Source organism: Limnohabitans sp. WS1 (assembly GCF_003063265.1).
Taxonomy (GTDB): Bacteria; Pseudomonadota; Gammaproteobacteria; order Burkholderiales; family Burkholderiaceae_C; genus Limnohabitans_A.
Window position 1 is genome coordinate 187,065 of the sequence record NZ_NERU01000006.1, and the last position, 17,170, is coordinate 204,234.

The 17,170-nt window shown below is 54.8% G+C and carries 11 protein-coding genes and 1 pseudogene; 9 read left to right on the plus strand and 3 right to left on the minus strand.

Annotation, left to right across the window (positions count from 1 at the left end; all coding sequences use genetic code 11):
• Positions 1-74 precede the first annotated feature (74 nt).
• Positions 75-1,227: pseudogene (locus B9Z48_RS10300) on the minus strand (IS3 family transposase); the annotation flags it as partial.
• A 446-nt stretch (positions 1,228-1,673) separates the two neighbouring features.
• Here B9Z48_RS10300 and asnB point away from each other — a divergent pair.
• The 9 genes from asnB (at position 1,674) to B9Z48_RS10345 (ending at position 13,345) form a co-directional block, all read left to right on the plus strand.
• Positions 1,674-3,536 carry an asparagine synthase (glutamine-hydrolyzing) gene (gene asnB, locus B9Z48_RS10305; protein WP_108378171.1) on the plus strand — a complete coding sequence of 621 codons (1,863 nt, stop codon included), beginning with the start codon at positions 1,674-1,676 and terminating at the stop codon, positions 3,534-3,536.
• A 534-nt stretch (positions 3,537-4,070) separates the two neighbouring features.
• Complete coding sequence (locus B9Z48_RS10310; RefSeq protein WP_108378173.1) at positions 4,071-5,192, plus strand: XRE family transcriptional regulator; 1,122 nt, start codon at positions 4,071-4,073, stop codon at positions 5,190-5,192.
• 12 nt (positions 5,193-5,204) lie between these two features.
• A complete protein-coding gene (locus B9Z48_RS10315) occupies positions 5,205-5,726 on the plus strand; it encodes a hypothetical protein (RefSeq protein WP_108378175.1) in 522 nt (173 codons plus the stop codon).
• Between the two features lie 6 nt (positions 5,727-5,732).
• A complete protein-coding gene (locus B9Z48_RS10320) occupies positions 5,733-6,068 on the plus strand; it encodes an asparagine synthase-related protein (RefSeq protein WP_108378177.1) in 336 nt (111 codons plus the stop codon).
• A gap of 378 nt (positions 6,069-6,446) precedes the next feature.
• A complete protein-coding gene (locus tag B9Z48_RS10325; protein ID WP_108378178.1) occupies positions 6,447-6,725 on the plus strand; it encodes a DUF1778 domain-containing protein in 279 nt (92 codons plus the stop codon).
• Positions 6,722-7,225 (plus strand): GNAT family N-acetyltransferase, encoded by a 504-nt coding sequence (locus tag B9Z48_RS10330; RefSeq protein WP_089963375.1) that lies wholly within the window; start codon positions 6,722-6,724, stop codon positions 7,223-7,225. The genes B9Z48_RS10325 and B9Z48_RS10330 overlap by 4 nt, the downstream gene beginning before the upstream one ends.
• A gap of 731 nt (positions 7,226-7,956) precedes the next feature.
• Complete coding sequence (locus tag B9Z48_RS10335; RefSeq protein WP_199233493.1) at positions 7,957-8,709, plus strand: YdcF family protein; 753 nt, start codon at positions 7,957-7,959, stop codon at positions 8,707-8,709.
• A 604-nt stretch (positions 8,710-9,313) separates the two neighbouring features.
• Entirely contained in the window at positions 9,314-10,723 is a 1,410-nt protein-coding gene (locus B9Z48_RS10340; RefSeq protein WP_108378180.1) for a mannose-1-phosphate guanylyltransferase/mannose-6-phosphate isomerase, read from the plus strand.
• 582 nt (positions 10,724-11,305) lie between these two features.
• Positions 11,306-13,345 (plus strand): acyltransferase family protein, encoded by a 2,040-nt coding sequence (locus B9Z48_RS10345; protein ID WP_108378182.1) that lies wholly within the window; start codon positions 11,306-11,308, stop codon positions 13,343-13,345.
• A gap of 71 nt (positions 13,346-13,416) precedes the next feature.
• Here B9Z48_RS10345 and B9Z48_RS10350 read toward each other — a convergent pair whose 3' ends face one another.
• Positions 13,417-15,684, minus strand: coding sequence for a xanthine dehydrogenase family protein molybdopterin-binding subunit (locus B9Z48_RS10350; protein ID WP_108378184.1), 2,268 nt, complete (start codon positions 15,682-15,684; stop codon positions 13,417-13,419).
• On the minus strand, positions 15,681-16,148 hold the full coding sequence (locus B9Z48_RS10355) for a (2Fe-2S)-binding protein (protein ID WP_108378186.1): 468 nt from the start codon (positions 16,146-16,148) through the stop codon (positions 15,681-15,683). Before B9Z48_RS10355 ends, B9Z48_RS10350 begins: the two co-directional genes overlap by 4 nt.
• Positions 16,149-17,170: the final 1,022 nt, after the last annotated feature.

Below are 17,170 nucleotides of genomic sequence, written 5' to 3' on the forward strand. Positions count from 1 at the left end.
TCAATCTCAATCCTGACTTCCCCGGCCGCAGTCCCGCTGGAGCGCAGCGCAACTGGGAGTCTTTCTTTGCTCCGGTATTTGTCCACGATCATCGCACCGCCGCCGCTCGAGGTCTTGTGCACCTCCTGTGGGGTTTGATTGCCCAAGGCCTGGTGTGAGCGCTTGGTGTTGTAAGAGGCAAAGTATTTCGTCAGACCCATCAGCAACTCGACCATCGTGGCGTAGCCGTTGAGGTAGATGTCTTCATGCTTGACGCTCCTCCAAAGCCGCTCCACAAAGATGTTGTCATATGCCCGGCCCCGGCCGTCCATGCTGATGGCAATGGCCTCGCGTTTCAGAACGTCCGTGAAGGCAACGCTGGTGAATTGGCTGCCCTGGTCGCTGTTGAATACCTCAGGCTTACCATGCTCACGCAAGGCGTCTTCCGAGCAGTCCACGCAAAAAACGCCGCCTCCGTGCTGTTGCTGATTCGTCAGCTCAGCACCCGCCTTGAATACCAGTCGATCACAGCCACCAAGTAAGCAAAGCCGCGCGCCAGCCGCACGTAGGTGATGTCCGTGCTCCAGACCTGATTGGCCCGCACCACGGGCACGCCACGCAGCAAGTAGGGGTAGACCTTGTGCTGCGGGTGCGCCGCGCTTGTGTTCGACCCTGGTGCCATACCGGCCAGCGACATGGAGCGCATGAAGCGTTGCACCCGCTTGCGGTTGACCCGGTGCCCGCAGCGCTCCAAATACACCACCATCTTGCGGCTGCCGTGAAGGGATGACGCGTGTATTCCTCATCAATCAGGCGCTTGAGCAGCTCGTCTGCCTCGACAAACAACACAGCTTTGCGCTTGACGTAGACGGTGGTGCGCGAAACGCCAGCGAGCAGGAACTGGTGCTTTTGCGTGACATCAGCATGGGCGCTTATCCAAGCATGACGGATCATGGCAGGCTGATTCCGGACTTTTTTGACCCAGTCCAGCTCCATCTTCAAGCGACCGATCTCACTATAGAGCCGGTCCGGCGCACTCTCGGCAGGTACCGGTTGTGGCCCACGCTTGCCCTCAAAAAGACTTTTGGCCTGGGCTTGGATCTCGCGCTTACATTGGCCGACCTGAATCGGATGGACTCCTTGCTCTTGGGCGATTTGGTTGATGGTCGTCATCCCACCGAGCGCCTCCAGCCCCACCTTGGCCTTGAACTCCGGCGGATGAACTCTTCGCTTTATTGATTCAGTCATTGGTAACCCGTTTCTTTAGACAGTGTCCCACTTAAACACCTGTCACAAATTCGGGGTCCACTTCACTCAAAGACATGGTGCGCAAAAGCCGCGAAGACTGTGCTGCCCTGCGCCGCACCGGTGTGGGTGCATTCAGTGGGCTGGGGGCTTTAGACTGGAAGAACTTGAGCAAGTTGAAACAGTTTAAATAAATTGACTTTAACTGTTTTCGCCATTTTTCTTAATCCTTTTTTATATATCTGGGTAGATCCCAGTTTTGATGTCAAAGCCGCCCTTGGATGGCTTTGTTGTTTTCTGGTCTTGATATGTTGAAAACATAAAAATTAACTGTACTCTGTATAAATTTCGTATTTATCAATTACAAATATAATAAAATTAGGATGATGGGTATTTTAAATGCAGGTCATTTATTTGTAGTTAAAAATACTCATATATCAAGAAATCACATGTGCGCAATTATTGGTATAGGCAATACGGCCCATCAGCCTGATCGACGCTGGTTAGCCCGGGGCCGGGACGCGATGACACATCGCGGACCCGATGACGCGGGGGAGTGGTGGTCGGCCGATGGTCGGGTGGGCTTGGCACACAGGCGCTTGTCCATCATCGATCTGTCGCCCCAAGGGCATCAGCCCATGCATTTGCCCGGGCGAGGTGTGTCCATTGTCTTTAATGGCGAGATCTACAACCACCAGGCCTTAAGAAGTGAGTTGCTGGGCTTGGGTTTCACTTTCCGGTCAAACAGCGACACAGAAGTGCTGCTCGCTGCCTATACCGCCTGGGGTGAAGACTGTTTGGCGCGCTTGAACGGCATGTTTGCGTTTGCCATTCACGATGCCTTGCAACAAAAGTTGTTTTTGGCACGAGACCGTGCCGGTGAAAAGCCCCTGTTTTATCGCCTGGCAAATGGATGCTTGCAATTTGCATCAGAGCTCAAAGGGCTTCTGGCCAACCCCGCCAACCCCCGTGACATCGATCCCCAAGCCATGGATTGTTATCTGGGCATGGGTTATGTGCCAGGTGATGCTTGTCTGTTGAAGGGGTACAACAAGCTGCCGCCGGCCCATGCGCTGCGCTTTGATTTGCAAAGTGGCCAGGCGCAGGTCTGGCCTTATTGGCAACTGCCTGACTTGGCCTCTGAACATGGGGCTGTGGATGACGAGGCTCTGTTGGATGAGCTCGAGTCGTTGTTGCAAGAATCCGTTAGCGCCCAAATGACGGCCGATGTGCCTGTGGGCATTTTGCTGAGCGGCGGGGTGGATTCGAGCCTGGTGACGGCCATGGCGGTTCGGGCATCCAGCCAAGTGCAGACCTTCTCCATTGGTTTTCCGGGCCACGGCAAAGCGGATGAAACAGAACACGCACGCTTGATTGCCCGCCACTTTGGCACGCGCCACACCGAACTGATGGCCCAAGACGCCAGTGCTGATTTGCTGCCGCGTTTGGCACGGCAGTTTGACGAGCCGATCATCGATTCATCGATGGTCCCGACTTTTTTGGTGAGCCAGTTGGTTCGCCAAAATTGCACCGTGGCCTTGGGTGGGGATGGTGGTGATGAGTTGTTTGGTGGTTATCACCATCACAGCCGCATGCTGTGGATGCAACAGAATTTGGGGCGACTGCCGCTTTTTCTTCGCCAAGGCGTGGCGCGGTCGGCAGAAAAGTTCTTGCCCGTGGGTTTCAAGGGGCGTAACTGGGCGCAGGGTTTAGGCGTTGATCTGGACAAAGACCTGCCCATCATTTCTTCGTATTTTGATGACCAGTCGCGCTCGCGTTTGTTGCAAAGACGTGCAAATTGGTCCTATGTGGCAGAGTCCGTGCGCAAAGCGAGGACGCCTTTACAAACCAATCTGTTGCAACGTGCGACCCGGATGGACTTTGCCAACTTCATGGCGGAAGACATTTTGGTCAAGGTGGATCGCGCCAGCATGTTGAGTTCTCTCGAAGTGCGCTCACCGCTGCTGGATCACCGCATGATCGAGTTTGCCTTTGGCAAAGTGCCGTCGCGGCTGAAAGCAACGCCGACTGAAAAGAAGATCTTGCTCAAGCGCCTGTGCTCACGCCTCTTGCCCCCAGAGTTTGACCTGCAGCGCAAACAGGGGTTTTCGATTCCCATGAACGTATGGCTCAAAGGCGGCCCATTTCGGACGCTGTTTGACGATGTATTGCGCGACCCGCAATGCAGCTTCGATGCCCAAACCGTCAACAAGCTGATGCGCGACCAAGACAAAGGCCACTTCAACGGCGAACGCCTTTTCGGCCTTGTCATGTTCGAACTGTGGCGTCGCGAATACGGCATATCGTTCTGACGGAGCAGGGGGTTTAATTGGGGTCAGATCCCGATTGTTTGGTTTGGCTTGTTTGTTTTGCTTTGTAGGAGCGACGCCCTCGTCGCGATAAGCCTCGCAGACCACCACCCATCGCCCCGGGGGCGGGGCTCCTACAGGGAGAATCCTCGCAGACCACCACCCATCGCCCCGGGGGCGGGGCTCCTACAGGGAGAATCCTCGCAAACCATCACCCATCGCCCCGGGGGCGGGGCTCCTACATTTTGTAGGAGCGACGCCCTCGTCGCGATAAGCCTTGCAGACCACTACCCATCGCCCCGGGGGCGGGGCTCATACATTTTGTTTATCGGGGTCAGATCCCCATTGTTTTGTTTGTTCAAGGAGCCCTTCGGGCTCCTTTGACGTTTTTTGGGCCTGTTTTGTTGTGAGATGGGACAACTGTGGTAACAGAGGGGGCTGGCAAGTTAGTTGATGTTTATTGCAAAATAAATTACGCAAGAATTTATTGCCTTTTGATTTTTGCAAGATAAGATGTTTGTTTAGGAGGTTACTGCCATGCTCGGAAAAATATCGCAAAAGTTGATTGGCCTACGCGTAAAGGCTGCGCGGGAAGCCAAGGGTTGGACCCAGGATCAGCTCACCCAAGGCCTGGGGCTGAAAGACCGTCAATCGGTCTCAGACATCGAGAATGGCAAGCGTGCCTTGAAACCAGATGAAATGTTGACTCTTTCCGACATTTTGGATCGTGACATTGAGTTTTTCATTGACCCGTTTGCTGTTGCAGGCGAGGCCCAGTTCTCATGGCGTGCCGCCCCTGAGGTGACTGAGGACAGTCTTGATGGCTTTGAGCTCAAGGCAGGCCAGTGGATCGGCTTGCTTCGCTGGCTGCGCGAACAGCAGGACAGCCGAGCGAGCGTTCTTAAGCGAGCGTTGCGTCTGTCTGCACAATCTTCCTTCGAAGATGCACAGAAAAGCGCAGAATGTCTCGTCGGCGAGCTTGATCTTGGTGTGATTCCGGCGGAAAGTTTGATCGACAAAATTGAACGTGAGTTAGACATCCCGGTGCTGTTTGTCGATACGGTTGATACCCCTGACGGCCAGTCAATTTCGGGTGCGACCTGTCATCTTGAAGAGATGGGGGTCATCTTGATCAACCGCAACGAGAGTGAGGCTCGTCGTTTCTTCGATCTGGCACATGAGCTCTTTCATGCTTTGACTTGGGATGCGATGAAGCCTGAGCACCGAGAATCTAATTCAGTAGAAGAGCGGAACAAAGGTAAGCGGATTGAACAGTTGGCCAATAGTTTCGCCGCTGCATTGTTGATGCCGCGTGCAACGCTTGATAAGCTCATCAAGTCCGAGCGGCTCGATGACATTGCGCATCTTTGCGAAATCGCGGCCTTACTTCGTGTCGCGCCTGTCACGCTGGCATGGCGGCTGTTCAACCTCAAACTCATTGGTGAAGAAACTCGGCGTAGTCTTTCTCAAGAAAAACACCGACCATCGGTATCAGGTCCTCCAAAGCGATTTTCTCCAACCTTCGTAAAGATGCTTCATGAGGCACTTGACAATGGACGGCTGTCGGCCCGCAAAGCGGCCAAAGCAATGGGTCTTGGATTAGGCGGTCTGACTGAGCTATTCGCTGAGTATGACCTTGCCCCACCCTATGAGCTGTGAGGTGGGAAAAGCATGCAGAAAATCCGAGTTTTTGCGGACACCAATGTCATCCTCGAGTCGTTTCGAACGGGTTGCTGGGCAGCTATCAGCCACCATTTTTCAATGGAGACAGTAGAAAAGTGCGTTGAAGAAACATTGACCGGCAATCCTGGTGATCCTCGACATGTTGCGGTGCATCCGGCCGATTTGAACGCAGGGCTTGCCGGGCAGTATTCCGTTAACCGAAAAGATATCGCCTCTCTTGTTTTAAGGCATCCGTCCTGCAGCACACTTGATGATGGCGAGCAGCATTTATTTGCATGGCTTGCCGCAAGCAAGCTACTTCCCTCCCAGGTCGTGGTGGTCACAACTGCTGATAAGGCTGCTTTGGTCGCCTCGCATGATTTGGGGTGGCTCGACTGTATGACCTCGCTGGAGGATTTGGCCCGTAGGTCTGCCATGGGGCGAGCCAATCGTGATGCGCTTGCGTTGCATTACCGAGATGATTGGTTGTCCAGCATCAGGACCAAGATCAGATTAGGGGTTATGCCATGACAAGATATGGAAGCTGTGCCTGTGGGCATTTTGGTGAGCGGCGGGGTGGATTTGAGCCTGGTGACGGGCATGGCGGTGCGGGCATCCAGCCAAGTGCAAACCTTCTCCATTTTTGACCTGCAGCGCAAACAGGGGTTTTCGATTCCCATGAACGTATGGCTCAAAGGCGGCCCATTTGGGACGCTGTTTGACGATGTGTTGCGCGACCCGCAATGCAGCTTCGATGCCCAAACCGTCAACAAGCTGATGCGCGACCAAGACAAAGGCCACTTCAACGGCGAACGCCTTTTTGGCCTCGTCATGTTCGAGCTCTGGCGTCGCGAATACGGCATATCGTTCTGACGGAGCAGGGGGGTTAATTGGGGTCAGATCCCGATTAATTGTTTGGTTTGCTTTGTAGGAGCGACGCCCTCGTCGCGATGAAGCCTCGCATACCACCACCCATCGCCCCGGGGGCGGGGCTCCTACAGGGAGAATCCTTGCACACCACCCATCGCCCCGGGGGCGGGGCTCCTACATTTTGTAGGCGTTAATTGGGGTCAGATCACAATTGTTTTGCTTGTTCATGGAGCCTTTGTGCTCCTTGGTCGACTGTGGGGTTGGATGGGTCAACAGGCAGGACAACGATCGTGACAGACGGAGAGTCTGGGTAATGAAAAACTTGTACTGACGATGTCCGGACATATACAATCACGGCATGACTAACCTTGAGGTCAAGTGATGACCACTGCCAATTTCTCAAAAACCGAGCGCATCGATGTTCGTGCCAGCACGCTGATCAAGCAGCTGTTGCAGGATGCCGCACGTGCCAGCCACAAGAATGTCAGCGAGTTCTTGCTCGACGCGGGCGTGACGGCGGCCGAGCAGACTCTGGCGGATCGTCGCCAGTTTGTGCTCGACGAAACCCAGTGGCAGGCGTTTCAGGAAGCGCTGGATCGGCCGGTGCAAAACAAGACACGCCTGAAGAGTTTGCTGCGTAATCCTGGGGTGCTGGGTTGAGCAATGGCTACACACCTGTTCGCAAGCTTGCTGCAACGGATCAGGTGGATGCTTTCGATTGCGGTCAGGCAGCGCTGAATCAGTTCCTTCAGCGTTACGCGCTCGTCAACCAGAAAGCCAACAGTGCGCAGACCTACGTTTGCTGCCAGGGGGACGTGGTGGTCGGCTTTTATAGTCTCGTAGTCGGCAGTGTCGATCCTGAGGCAACGCCTTCAAGAGTCATGAAGGGTCTGGCGCGTCACCCAGTGCCAGTCATGATTCTGGCTCGGCTTGCCGTAGACAAGGCGCATCAGCGCAAAAGCCTGGGTCAGGCCTTGCTCAAGGATGCTCTGCTGCGCACCGCACAGGCTGCCGATATAGCTGGAATTCGTTGTCTGCTCGTACATGCCAAGGATGATATGGCGCTGAGGTGGTATGAAACGTGGGAGTTTGAGCCCAGTCCGACCGATCCATACCACCTGTTCCTGATGTTGAAAGATCTCAAGAATTTGCTGACCTGATACCGTCATTGACGAACATGAATTCCGTAATTTTCGCTTCCCTTCTGGGCAGATAGCCAACACCTTTCATCATTGACCCTCAGCATTACCCTGGGGCTTTGAGGGTTGGTTCGAAACCAGTCGCCACTGCACCCTAAACCCGCAGGTGTGGATAAATTGGGGTCAGATCCCGATTAATTGTTTGGCTTGTTTGGCTTTGTAGGAGCGACGCCCTCGTCGCGATGAAGCCTTGCAGACCACCGCCCATCGCCCCGGGGGCGGGGCTCCTACATTTTGTAGGAGCGACGCCCTCGTCGCGATGAAGCCTAGCAGACCACCGCCCATCGCCCCGGGGGCGGGGCTCCTACATTTTGTAGGAGCGACGCCCTCGTCGCGAACTGCCTCGCAGACCATCACCCATCGCCCCGAGGGCGGGGCTCCCACATTTTGTAGGAGCGAAGCCCTCGTCGCGATGAAGCCTTGCAGACCACCACCCATTGCCCCGGGGGCGGGGCTCCTGCAGGAGTCTCATTTGGGGTCAACCCGAAAATTGACAGAGGGCTTGAGGAGGCTCAGGGAGGCTGACTGAAAGCAAGCAAAAAGGTAATTATTGATTCATCAATTTTTAAATACAGATCAAGTTTCACACAATGTTGATTACATTTTTTAGAATGCAGAACCTCTTTCATTTGAGTGCAACGCCTTCGCTGAGAAAATCTGTGCACGCTACGAACCACTGAACCGATTTGCCCGTGCTGCTGCTCAACTCATTCATCACTTTTTTGATCGCCCCGCTGGGCACGGCTTTGTTGGCTTGGGCGTTGGCTGTGGTTTTGAGCCTGAGAGGGCGAAAGCGTTCAGCGCAGGTGCTGGCTGTCTTGGCGTTTGTGTGGTTGTGGTGCTGGTCTACACCGTTGGCCAGTCACTGGATTCGCGGTCAGCTTGAGGCCTCGTACCCTCCGTTGCCATTGGCCGCTGTTCCTGCAGCGCAGGCTGTGGTGGTGCTGGGTGGCACCATGGATCCGCCTGATGCGTTGCGACCTTGGCCCAATTTGGGTCAAGCTGCTGACCGCGTGTGGCATGCCTCGCGGCTTTTCGCATCGGGCAAGGCTCCTGTGGTGTTGCTGAGCGGGGGCAGTGATCTGTCCAAATCCTCCCAGCCCGAAGCTTTGGGCATGCGGCAGTTCATGCTTGATTTGGGTGTGCCCGCTTCGGCTTTGCTCACCGAAGAATTCAGCCGCAACACACGACAAAACGCTGAGATGTCGGCCAAGCTGTTGCGCGAGCGCGGCATTCAAAAGGTTTTGTTGGTCACGTCGGCCTTGCACATGCGCCGAGCCGTGCAGTTGTTTGAACAGCAAGGCCTTGAAGTGCACGCTGTGGCCACCGATCACGAGGTCGGCAACAGCAACGGCCGCCTGCCTTGGTTGCCAGACGCCAACAGCCTGGACGGAAGCGCCCGCGCGTTCAAAGAGCTCGTCGCTTTTTGGGCCATAAGACCCTAGACCATCGTTTGGAAAATTGGGATCTGACCCCAATTAAAAATCGGGGTCAGACCCCAATTTTTTAGCAGAGCTTAGAATGTAAATTTACATTTGTTAAATTGTAAATATTGATAAAAATTCATATTTCATGTGTGCTTGGGCTCCTGTAAAGGTGCCATCGCTAACAAGCACGCTAACCCTGCGCCATCGTCTCAAGCTTTGATGGCCAATCATGGTTGGGCCCAGCCAGGCCAAGCTTTGGTGCTTGCTGGACTTCTTGGTTTTTGGAGACAAAGGCGCACTTGTTCATCCAGCTGCCTTATCAAAGTCAAACGTCTGGTGTGAGCCGAAAACTTGATCAAAATTCACAAATTAACGAACAGTTAACAAATTTGTAGATACAAATCAATAGATATTTATTCGTAAGTAGCTTTCACTGAAGTAAACATGAATTAAATAATACAAATAATTAAACAATCTTTCACAAACATAAGGCTGCCCTCTACGCCGCCTTGACCCGAGGTGGGCGGTAGTCCTACAAAATACGGCTTTCTGGCCTTGTTTGTGAGCCAATCGCTGAATGTTTTTTTCCGATGGCCGTCTTTGGCCTTTAACCTTGAAGACTATGAAACTTTTACCCGTCATCATGGCCGGTGGTTCCGGCACCCGTTTGTGGCCTTTGTCGCGCGAACTTTTCCCCAAGCAGTTTTTGGCTTTGGGCGAAAAACAGTCGATGCTGCAGGCCACGGTCAGCCGTTTGCAGGGTTTGCCTGTGGCGCATCCGATGGTCATTTGCAATGAGAACCACCGCTTTTTAGTGGCCGAGCAGTTGCGTCAGATTGGGGCATTGCAGGGCAACATTGTTTTGGAGCCTGCCGGGCGCAACACAGCGCCTGCGGTGGCTTTGGCCGCTTTGCAGGCCACTGCGGCGGGGGCAGATCCTTTGATGTTGGTGTTGGCGGCCGACCACATGATTCAGGACACGGCTGCGTTTCAGGCGGCTGTGCAAACCGCTTTGCCCTTGGCCGAGGCGGGTGCTTTGGTGACCTTTGGCATTGTGGCGCACCGGGCCGAGACGGGTTATGGCTATATCAAGCGCGGGGCCTCGGTGGGCGAGGGCGCATTCAAGGTGGCCGCGTTTGTCGAAAAACCCAATGCATCTGTGGCCGAGGGTTACGTGGCCAGCGGTGACTATGACTGGAACAGCGGCATGTTTTTGTTCCGCGCCAGCCAATACCTGGCCGAGCTTCAGGCGCATCGGCCAGACATTTTGGCCGCGTGCCAGAAGGCGATGCTGGCACCCCAGGCCGACATGGATTTTGTGCGGGTCGACGCCGAGGCGTTCAAGGCGTGTGCGGACGAGTCGATTGATTACGCCGTCATGGAAAAAACCGATGCTGCGGTGGTCGTGCCCATGGATGCCGGCTGGAGCGATGTGGGGGCGTTTGCCGCTTTGTGGGAAGTGCTGCCGCACGACGCCCAGGGCAATGTGCACCGCGGCGATGTGCTGTCGCACGACAGCCACAACAACCTGATTTTTGCGGAGAACGCATTGGTGGCCACGGTGGGTTTGCAAGACCATGTGGTGGTACAGACCAAAGACGCGGTGTTGGTGGCCCCCCGCGAGCGGGTGAACGAAGTCAAGCAGATCGTGGCGCAGATCAAGGCGAATCAGCGCACCGAGCATCAGATTCACCGAGAGGTTTACCGTCCTTGGGGCAAATACGATTCGGTGGATGCCGGCGGGCGTTATCAGGTCAAGCGCATCACGGTGTTGCCCGGAGCCAAGTTGTCGGTGCAAATGCACCACCACCGCGCCGAGCATTGGATTGTGGTGTCGGGCACAGCCCGCGTGACGCTGGATGGTCAAGAGCATTTGTTGACCGAAAACCAGTCCATTTACTTGCCCTTGGGCTCGGTGCATGCCTTGGAAAACCCCGGCAAGATCGCCTTGGAACTGATTGAAGTGCAAGTGGGCAGCTACCTCGGCGAAGACGACATCGTCCGCTTCGAAGACCGCTACGGCCGATCCTGACCCTCATCGCCCCGGGGGCGGGGCTCCTACAAAATGTCGAATATTCCCCTGTAGGAGCAACGCCCCTGTCGCGAAAAGCCTCGCAGACCACCAAGAATCGCCCCGGGGGCGGGGCTCCTACAAAATGCAGGATATTCCCCTGTGAGAGCGACGCCCCCATCGCGAAAAGCCTCGCAGACCACCAAGAATCGCCCCGGGGGCGGGGCTCCTACAAAATGCAGGATATTCCCCTGTGAGAGCGACGCCCCAGTCGCGAAAAGCCCCACAAACCACCAAGAATCGCCCCGAGGGCGGGGCTCTTACAAAATGCAGGATATTCCCCTGTACGAGCGACGCTCCCGTCGCGAAAAGCCTCGCAAACCACCAAGAATCGCCCGGGGGCAGGGCTCCTACAAAATGAGGGGCATCTCCCTGTAGAATTAATTGGGGTCAGATCCCCATTAATTTAATCAACTGTTTCCCCTTTTAAAGTTTTGCACTTCAAGTGCCAAGCTTGGTCGAGAATCAGCAACATCAAAAGCATGGCCAAAAATCCTTGTTCCTGCAAAAGCTCTGTGCATGGCCACAAAAGCTTGACTTGGGATGAGCATGCTTCCATCAAAAATGACCTATAGACGAGAAATCGATGGCTTAAGGGCGCTTGCTGTTTTGCCGGTGATCCTGTTTCATGCAGGCTTGGAGGCTTTCAGTGGTGGTTTTGTGGGTGTAGATGTTTTTTTTGTGATCAGTGGTTATCTGATCACAGGAGTGATCATTTCCGATCTGGAAAAAGAAAGATTTTCACTCATTGATTTTTATGAAAGACGTGCACGAAGAATTTTGCCAGCTTTGTTTTTAGTGATGTTTGTGTGTCTGCCTTTTTCATGGGTGCTACTTCTTCCTCATGATTTAAAAGATTTTTCAGACAGCTTGTTGGCTGTACCGTTGTATATATCGAATTTTTTATTTTGGAGTGAAAGTGGGTATTTTGAAAGAGCGGCTGAAATGAAGCCGCTTTTACATACATGGAGTTTGGCTGTTGAAGAGCAATTTTATTTATTTTTCCCTTTGTTTTTCATGCTGCTTTGGCGTTGGGGTAAGCGTTGGTTGTTGGTGATGATGGGTTTGCTGGGTTCTGCTTCGCTTGTATATGCGCAATGGGCTTCGCTGGCACAACCTGCCGCTGCATTTTATTTATTGGTTGCCCGCAGTTGGGAGTTGTTGTTGGGTGGATTGGCAGCTTTTTATATATTGTCGGATCAGCACAAAAAAAGTGGTCGTTTATTTTCTGAGATGGCCAGCATGTTGGGGTTGGCTTTGGTATTGTTTTCGATTTTTAATTTTGGCAAGGAGACACCTTTTCCGGGTGTATACGCCCTGGTGCCTACGTTGGGTGCTATTTTGATTATTTTATATGCAAAATCAGATACGGTATTGGGTAAAATATTAAGTCTAAAAATATTTGTGAGTATTGGTCTGGTTAGTTACAGTGCATATTTATGGCATCAACCTATTTTTGCATTTGCAAGGCATCAAAGCATTGTGACTCCAGAGACTCATGTATTCATAATGCTGAGTATTTTATCTCTTGGGTTGGCGTATTTGAGTTGGCGTTATGTAGAAAATCCATTCAGGCAAAAAAATTGGATTTCAAGGAAGAAATTATTCCGGATTGTGTCATTATTTATTTTGTTTTTTATAGTTTTAGGTTTGATTGGAATTGTTAATAAAGGTTTTAAGAATAGATTTAGTTATTCTGCAGAATTTGAAGCCCAATTCAAATTGCAAAATTATCGAAAAAGCTGTGATGACGGTCTAGGGCATCAAAAAGGGGAAGTGCCTTTTTGTGAATTTGGTTCAAAAAATAATCAAAAACCAGAGATGGTGGTTTTTGGAGACAGCCATTCAACGGCAATTCAACCTGTTTTTGATAAATTGGCGCATGATCTGAAATTTGGGTACATTCATCATGGATTGGGTGGTTGCATTCCCTTGATCAATGTTGATGTTCTCAAAGGAAATTGGGATCGTGGTGTTTGTAGCAAAGTTTCAAAAAATCAATTTGACTATGTAAAAAACAATAAAATTAAAACAGTGGTTTTGGTGGCTCGATGGAGTTACTATACCCAAGGTGATTATGAAAAAGGAATGAATGGTTATTTTTTGAATGCAAATGATGAAGATGAAATGGGACGTGAAAAATCCCGTTCGGTTTTTAAAAAAGAATTTCTTAAAACCGTTGAAGCATATGAAGCGTTGGGTGCGCAGGTCATTGTTTTGCTTCAAGTTCCGCAGCAAAAAACAGAACCAAGGAAGATTTATTCAAAGATCATGATGTTTAACGAGCCTGACAACAAGAAGTTGGGAGAGGCGGTTTTGAACTATTCAGTATCGCAATCCGATCATTTGAAATTGCAAATTTTTAATCGAGATTTTTTCGATTCGATTCCAAAACGAAGTAGCCTGGTCTTCGTCAATCCTGATGTTGCTTATTGCCGTCAAGCCCGTTGTGTATTAGGCACAAGCGAACGTTCCTATTATCAAGATTTAGATCATTTGAATGAATGGGGGGCAATTGAACTTGAGGGATTGCTCGGTGATGTGTTGGCAAATGCCGGAGTGGGTAGGCAAATGCCGATGTAAACATCGGCATTTGCACATCAATGTGCCTGAGTTTTGGTTTGGCACTGAACTGGACTTTGCCCCGTCGTGATCTACACCTTCAGCGGCAAAGCTCTTTGCCGTTGACCCGTCAAAGCAAACAGCGCATTGCCCACGGCCGGGGCCAGCGGCGGCACGGCCGGTTCGCCCACGCCGGCCGGGTGGAGGGTGCTGGGCACGATGTGGGTTTCCACCGTCGGTGCCTGGCTGAGCGTGACCATGGGGTAGCTCGGAAAATTGCTTTGCTGCACCACACCGCCCACGATGTCGATTTGCCCGTACAACGCGGCGCTCAAGGCATAGACCACGCTGCTTTGCATTTGCTGGGCCACGGTGTCAGGGTTGACCACGGTGCCGCAGTCGATGGCACAAACCACGCGGTGCACGCGGATCTGGCCTTGTTCGACCGAGACTTCGGCCACTTGCGCCACGATGGAGCCAAAGGATTTGTGCAGCGCGATACCTTGTGCGCGGCCTGCGGGCAAAGGCTTGCCCCAGCCTGATTGTTTTGCAGCCAGCTGGAGCACGGCCGCGTAACGCGGGGCGTCTTTCAACAGCTTCAGGCGGAAGGCCAGTGGGTCTTGCTTGGTGGCTATGGCCAGTTCGTCAATGAAGCTTTCCGAGAAAAAAGCGTTGTGCGAATGGCCCACCGAGCGCCAAAAGCCCACGGGCACGCCCGACTTCGTGGCCACATGGCTCATGTGCTGGTTCAAAAAGCCGTAGGGCAGGTCAAACAGGCCTTCGGATGTGGTTTTGTCCGGCATGTCGATGGGGCCCGACAGGTGCGGCGCAGCCCGCGCCATCCAGCGCGGGGTGATGGCGTCTCCCGCCGACTTGATGCGCAAACTGCTGACTTCGCCTTGCGCGTCGATGGACGCCTGGAACTTGGCCAGGTGCATCGGGCGGTAAAAGTCGTGTGTCATGTCTTCTTCGCGCGACCAGACCAACTGCACCGGCGCACCCTTGCAGGCCATGGCCACTTGCACGGCCTGGCCGACAAAGTCGACTTCGAGCCTGCGGCCAAAACCGCCGCCCAGCAGCGTCACATGTACGGTGACGTCGTCTTCTTTGACGCCCGCCACTTTGGCGGCCATGGCACGCGCCATTTGCGGCACCTGTGTGGGCACCCAAACTTCGACTTTGCCGTCTTTGACCTGTGCGGTGCAGTTCATCGGCTCCATGGTGGCGTGGGCCAGATAGGGCGCTTGGTACAGCGCGTCGATGCGGCTGGCCGCCGTTTGTTCGGCTTTGAGTGGCAGGCCTTGCTCGTGGAAGGTGAAGCCGCTTTCGGTGTTCAGCACTTTGAGCAACTCAGCCTGAATGCGGACGGTGTCTGCCGCGCCAGTGCCAGGGGGCTGCCACTGCACCTGCAGGGCTTGAGCGCCTTGTCTGGCCTGCCAGGTGTTTTTGGCCACCACGGCCAGACCGGCCGTTCCCCCGCCCCAGGCGTTGAATGGCACCACTTGCTCGACACCGGGCATCGTTAACGCCGTTTTTCGATCGATCGATGCTGCCGAGCCGCCCAAAATCGGGCTCATGCGCACGGCCGCAAACAGCATGCCGGGCAAGCGCACGTCCATGCCGAATTGCGCTTGGCCCATGACTTTGGCGGGAATGTCACTGCGTGCGGCGCTTTGGCCGATCAGCTTCCAGTCTTGACGGGCTTTGGGGGCGATGTTTGCCGGGGTGCTGCCCGCAGCGGCTGCACCCATTTGGCCGTAGTGCGCCTTTTGGCCCGACGCGTGTTGCATCACGCCATCGCGCACGGTGATCTCGCTGGCGGGCACTTTCCAGGCGGCGGCTGCCGCTTGAACCAGGCTGGCGCGTGCAGTGGCGGCGGCCATGCGCAGTGGCTCCCACAGGTCGGCGACCGAAGACGATCCGCCTGTGGCGTTGATCCCCAGCTCGCGGGCGATCTTGCCGACCATCCACTCGGCCAGTTTGATCTTGGTGGGTTTGTGTTCGCCTTCGCTGTCCAGCGGGTGAAAGGGGAGGCTGGCCACCAGCATGGCCACGTTGCCGTAAATGCTGTCGGCACCGGCTTGTTCCAGACGCACGCGGGCGAGGGGCACGTCCAGCTCTTCGGCCACCAGCATGGCCAGCGCGGTGTGCACGCCTTGACCCATTTCGCTGCGCGGCATGGCCAGCACCACCGCGCCATCGGCGGCGATTTTGATCCAGCCGTTCAGGGCCACATCGCCTTGTGTGGGCAGCATCAATTCGGGCGAACCCATGCGCGAGCGGGCGGGCATCGCGCCCCAGCCCACCACCAGCGCGCCAGTTGCGCCCAGGGCGCTCAAAATCCAGGTGCGGCGTTTCATGCGGCACCGCCTTTCTTCATGGCAGCGGCGGCACTGTGAATCGCGGCCCGCACACGCTGGTAAGTGCCACAGCGGCACAGGTTGGTCATGGCGGCATCGATGTCGGCATCGCTGGGTTGGGGGTTTTTGTCCAGCAAGGCGGCCGCTGCCATCAGCATGCCGCTTTGGCAGTAACCGCATTGCGGCACTTGCTCGGCGATCCACGCGGTTTGCAGAGGGTGAGGCTTTTCAGCCGTGCCCAAGGATTCGATGGTTTTGATTTGTTGGTTCGCCACTGCGGAGGTGGGCGTCACACAAGAGCGCACGGGTTGCCCGTCCACATGCACGGTGCAGGCCCCACAAGCGGCGATGCCGCAGCCGAATTTGGTGCCCGTGAGCTGAAGTTCGTCGCGCAGCACCCACAGCAGGGGCGTGCTGGGGTCAGCGGTGGCGGTGCGGCTTTGGCCGTTGATGTTCAGTTGCACGGGGTCTCCCTGAGTGTTGCTGGTGCAAGATGTTAACGGCCCAGCGCATGTGGCCGCGTCATGGACGGATTTGCCCCTGTTGGCTTTTGTCTGTGGGCTTTCCTTTTCCCTGTGGGCTCTGATCTGTAGGCTGTCCCCTGTGGGCTGTCCCCTGTAGGCTGTCCCCTCAGGGCTGTCCCCTGTAGGAGCGACGCCCTCGTCGCGATAAGCCTTGCAGACCACAGCCCATCGCCCCGAGGGCGGGGCTCCTACAAAATGCAGGGCAATGTCCCCTGTAGGAGCGACGCCCTCGTCGCGATAAGCCTTGCAGACCACAGCCCATCGCCCCGAGGGCGGGGCTCCTACAAATTGCAGGGCAATGTCCCCTGTGGGAGCGACGCCCTCGTCGCGATAAGCCTCGCAGACCACAAGCCATCGCCCCGGGGGCGGGGCTCCTACAAAATGCAGGGCAATGTCCCTGTAGGAGCGACGCCCCTCGTCGCGATAAGCCTTGCAGACCACAGCCCATCGCCCCGAGGGCGGGGCTCCTACAAATTGCAGGGCAATGTCCCTTGTAGGAGCGACGCCCTCGTCGCGATAAGCCTTGAAGACCACAGCCCATCGCCCCGGGCGCGGGGCTCCCACAAATTGCAGGGCAATGTCCCCTGTAGGAGCGACGCCCTCGTCGCGATAAGCCTTGCAGACCACAGCCCATCGCCCCGGGGGCGGGGCTCCTACAAATTGCAGAGCAATGTCCCTTGTAGGAGCGACGCCCTCGTCGCGATAAGCCTTGCAGACCACAGCCCATCGCCCCGGGGGCGGAGCTCCTACAAAATGCAGGGCAATGTCCCTTGTAGGAGCGACGCCCTCGTCGCGATAAGCCTTGCAGACCACAGCCCATCGCCCCGGGGGCGGGGCTCCTGGTATGGATTGACCTGTCAATAGGTACCGGTTGTTTTTCAGCTTTCTCTGTTTCTTTTGTCTTCTCGGTCAGTGACTGTGGTTCAGGGACTACGAGGCTGATTGGGCGACGGTAGATCAAT

What these genes read in the sequence shown, in the direction of transcription:
- B9Z48_RS10320 (WP_108378177.1), top strand. Translation starts at nt 5,733, where the DNA reads ATGGAAGCTGTGCCTGTGGGCATTTTGGTGAGCGGCGGGGTGGATTTG.
- asnB (WP_108378171.1), top strand. Translation starts at nt 1,674, where the DNA reads ATGTGCGCAATTATTGGTATAGGCAATACGGCCCATCAGCCTGATCGA.
- B9Z48_RS10340 (WP_108378180.1), top strand. Translation starts at nt 9,314, where the DNA reads ATGAAACTTTTACCCGTCATCATGGCCGGTGGTTCCGGCACCCGTTTG.
- B9Z48_RS10310 (WP_108378173.1), top strand. Translation starts at nt 4,071, where the DNA reads ATGCTCGGAAAAATATCGCAAAAGTTGATTGGCCTACGCGTAAAGGCT.
- B9Z48_RS10345 (WP_108378182.1), top strand. Translation starts at nt 11,306, where the DNA reads ATGAGCATGCTTCCATCAAAAATGACCTATAGACGAGAAATCGATGGC.
- B9Z48_RS10350 (WP_108378184.1), bottom strand. Translation starts at nt 15,684, where the DNA reads ATGAAACGCCGCACCTGGATTTTGAGCGCCCTGGGCGCAACTGGCGCG.
- B9Z48_RS10325 (WP_108378178.1), top strand. Translation starts at nt 6,447, where the DNA reads ATGACCACTGCCAATTTCTCAAAAACCGAGCGCATCGATGTTCGTGCC.
- B9Z48_RS10315 (WP_108378175.1), top strand. Translation starts at nt 5,205, where the DNA reads ATGCAGAAAATCCGAGTTTTTGCGGACACCAATGTCATCCTCGAGTCG.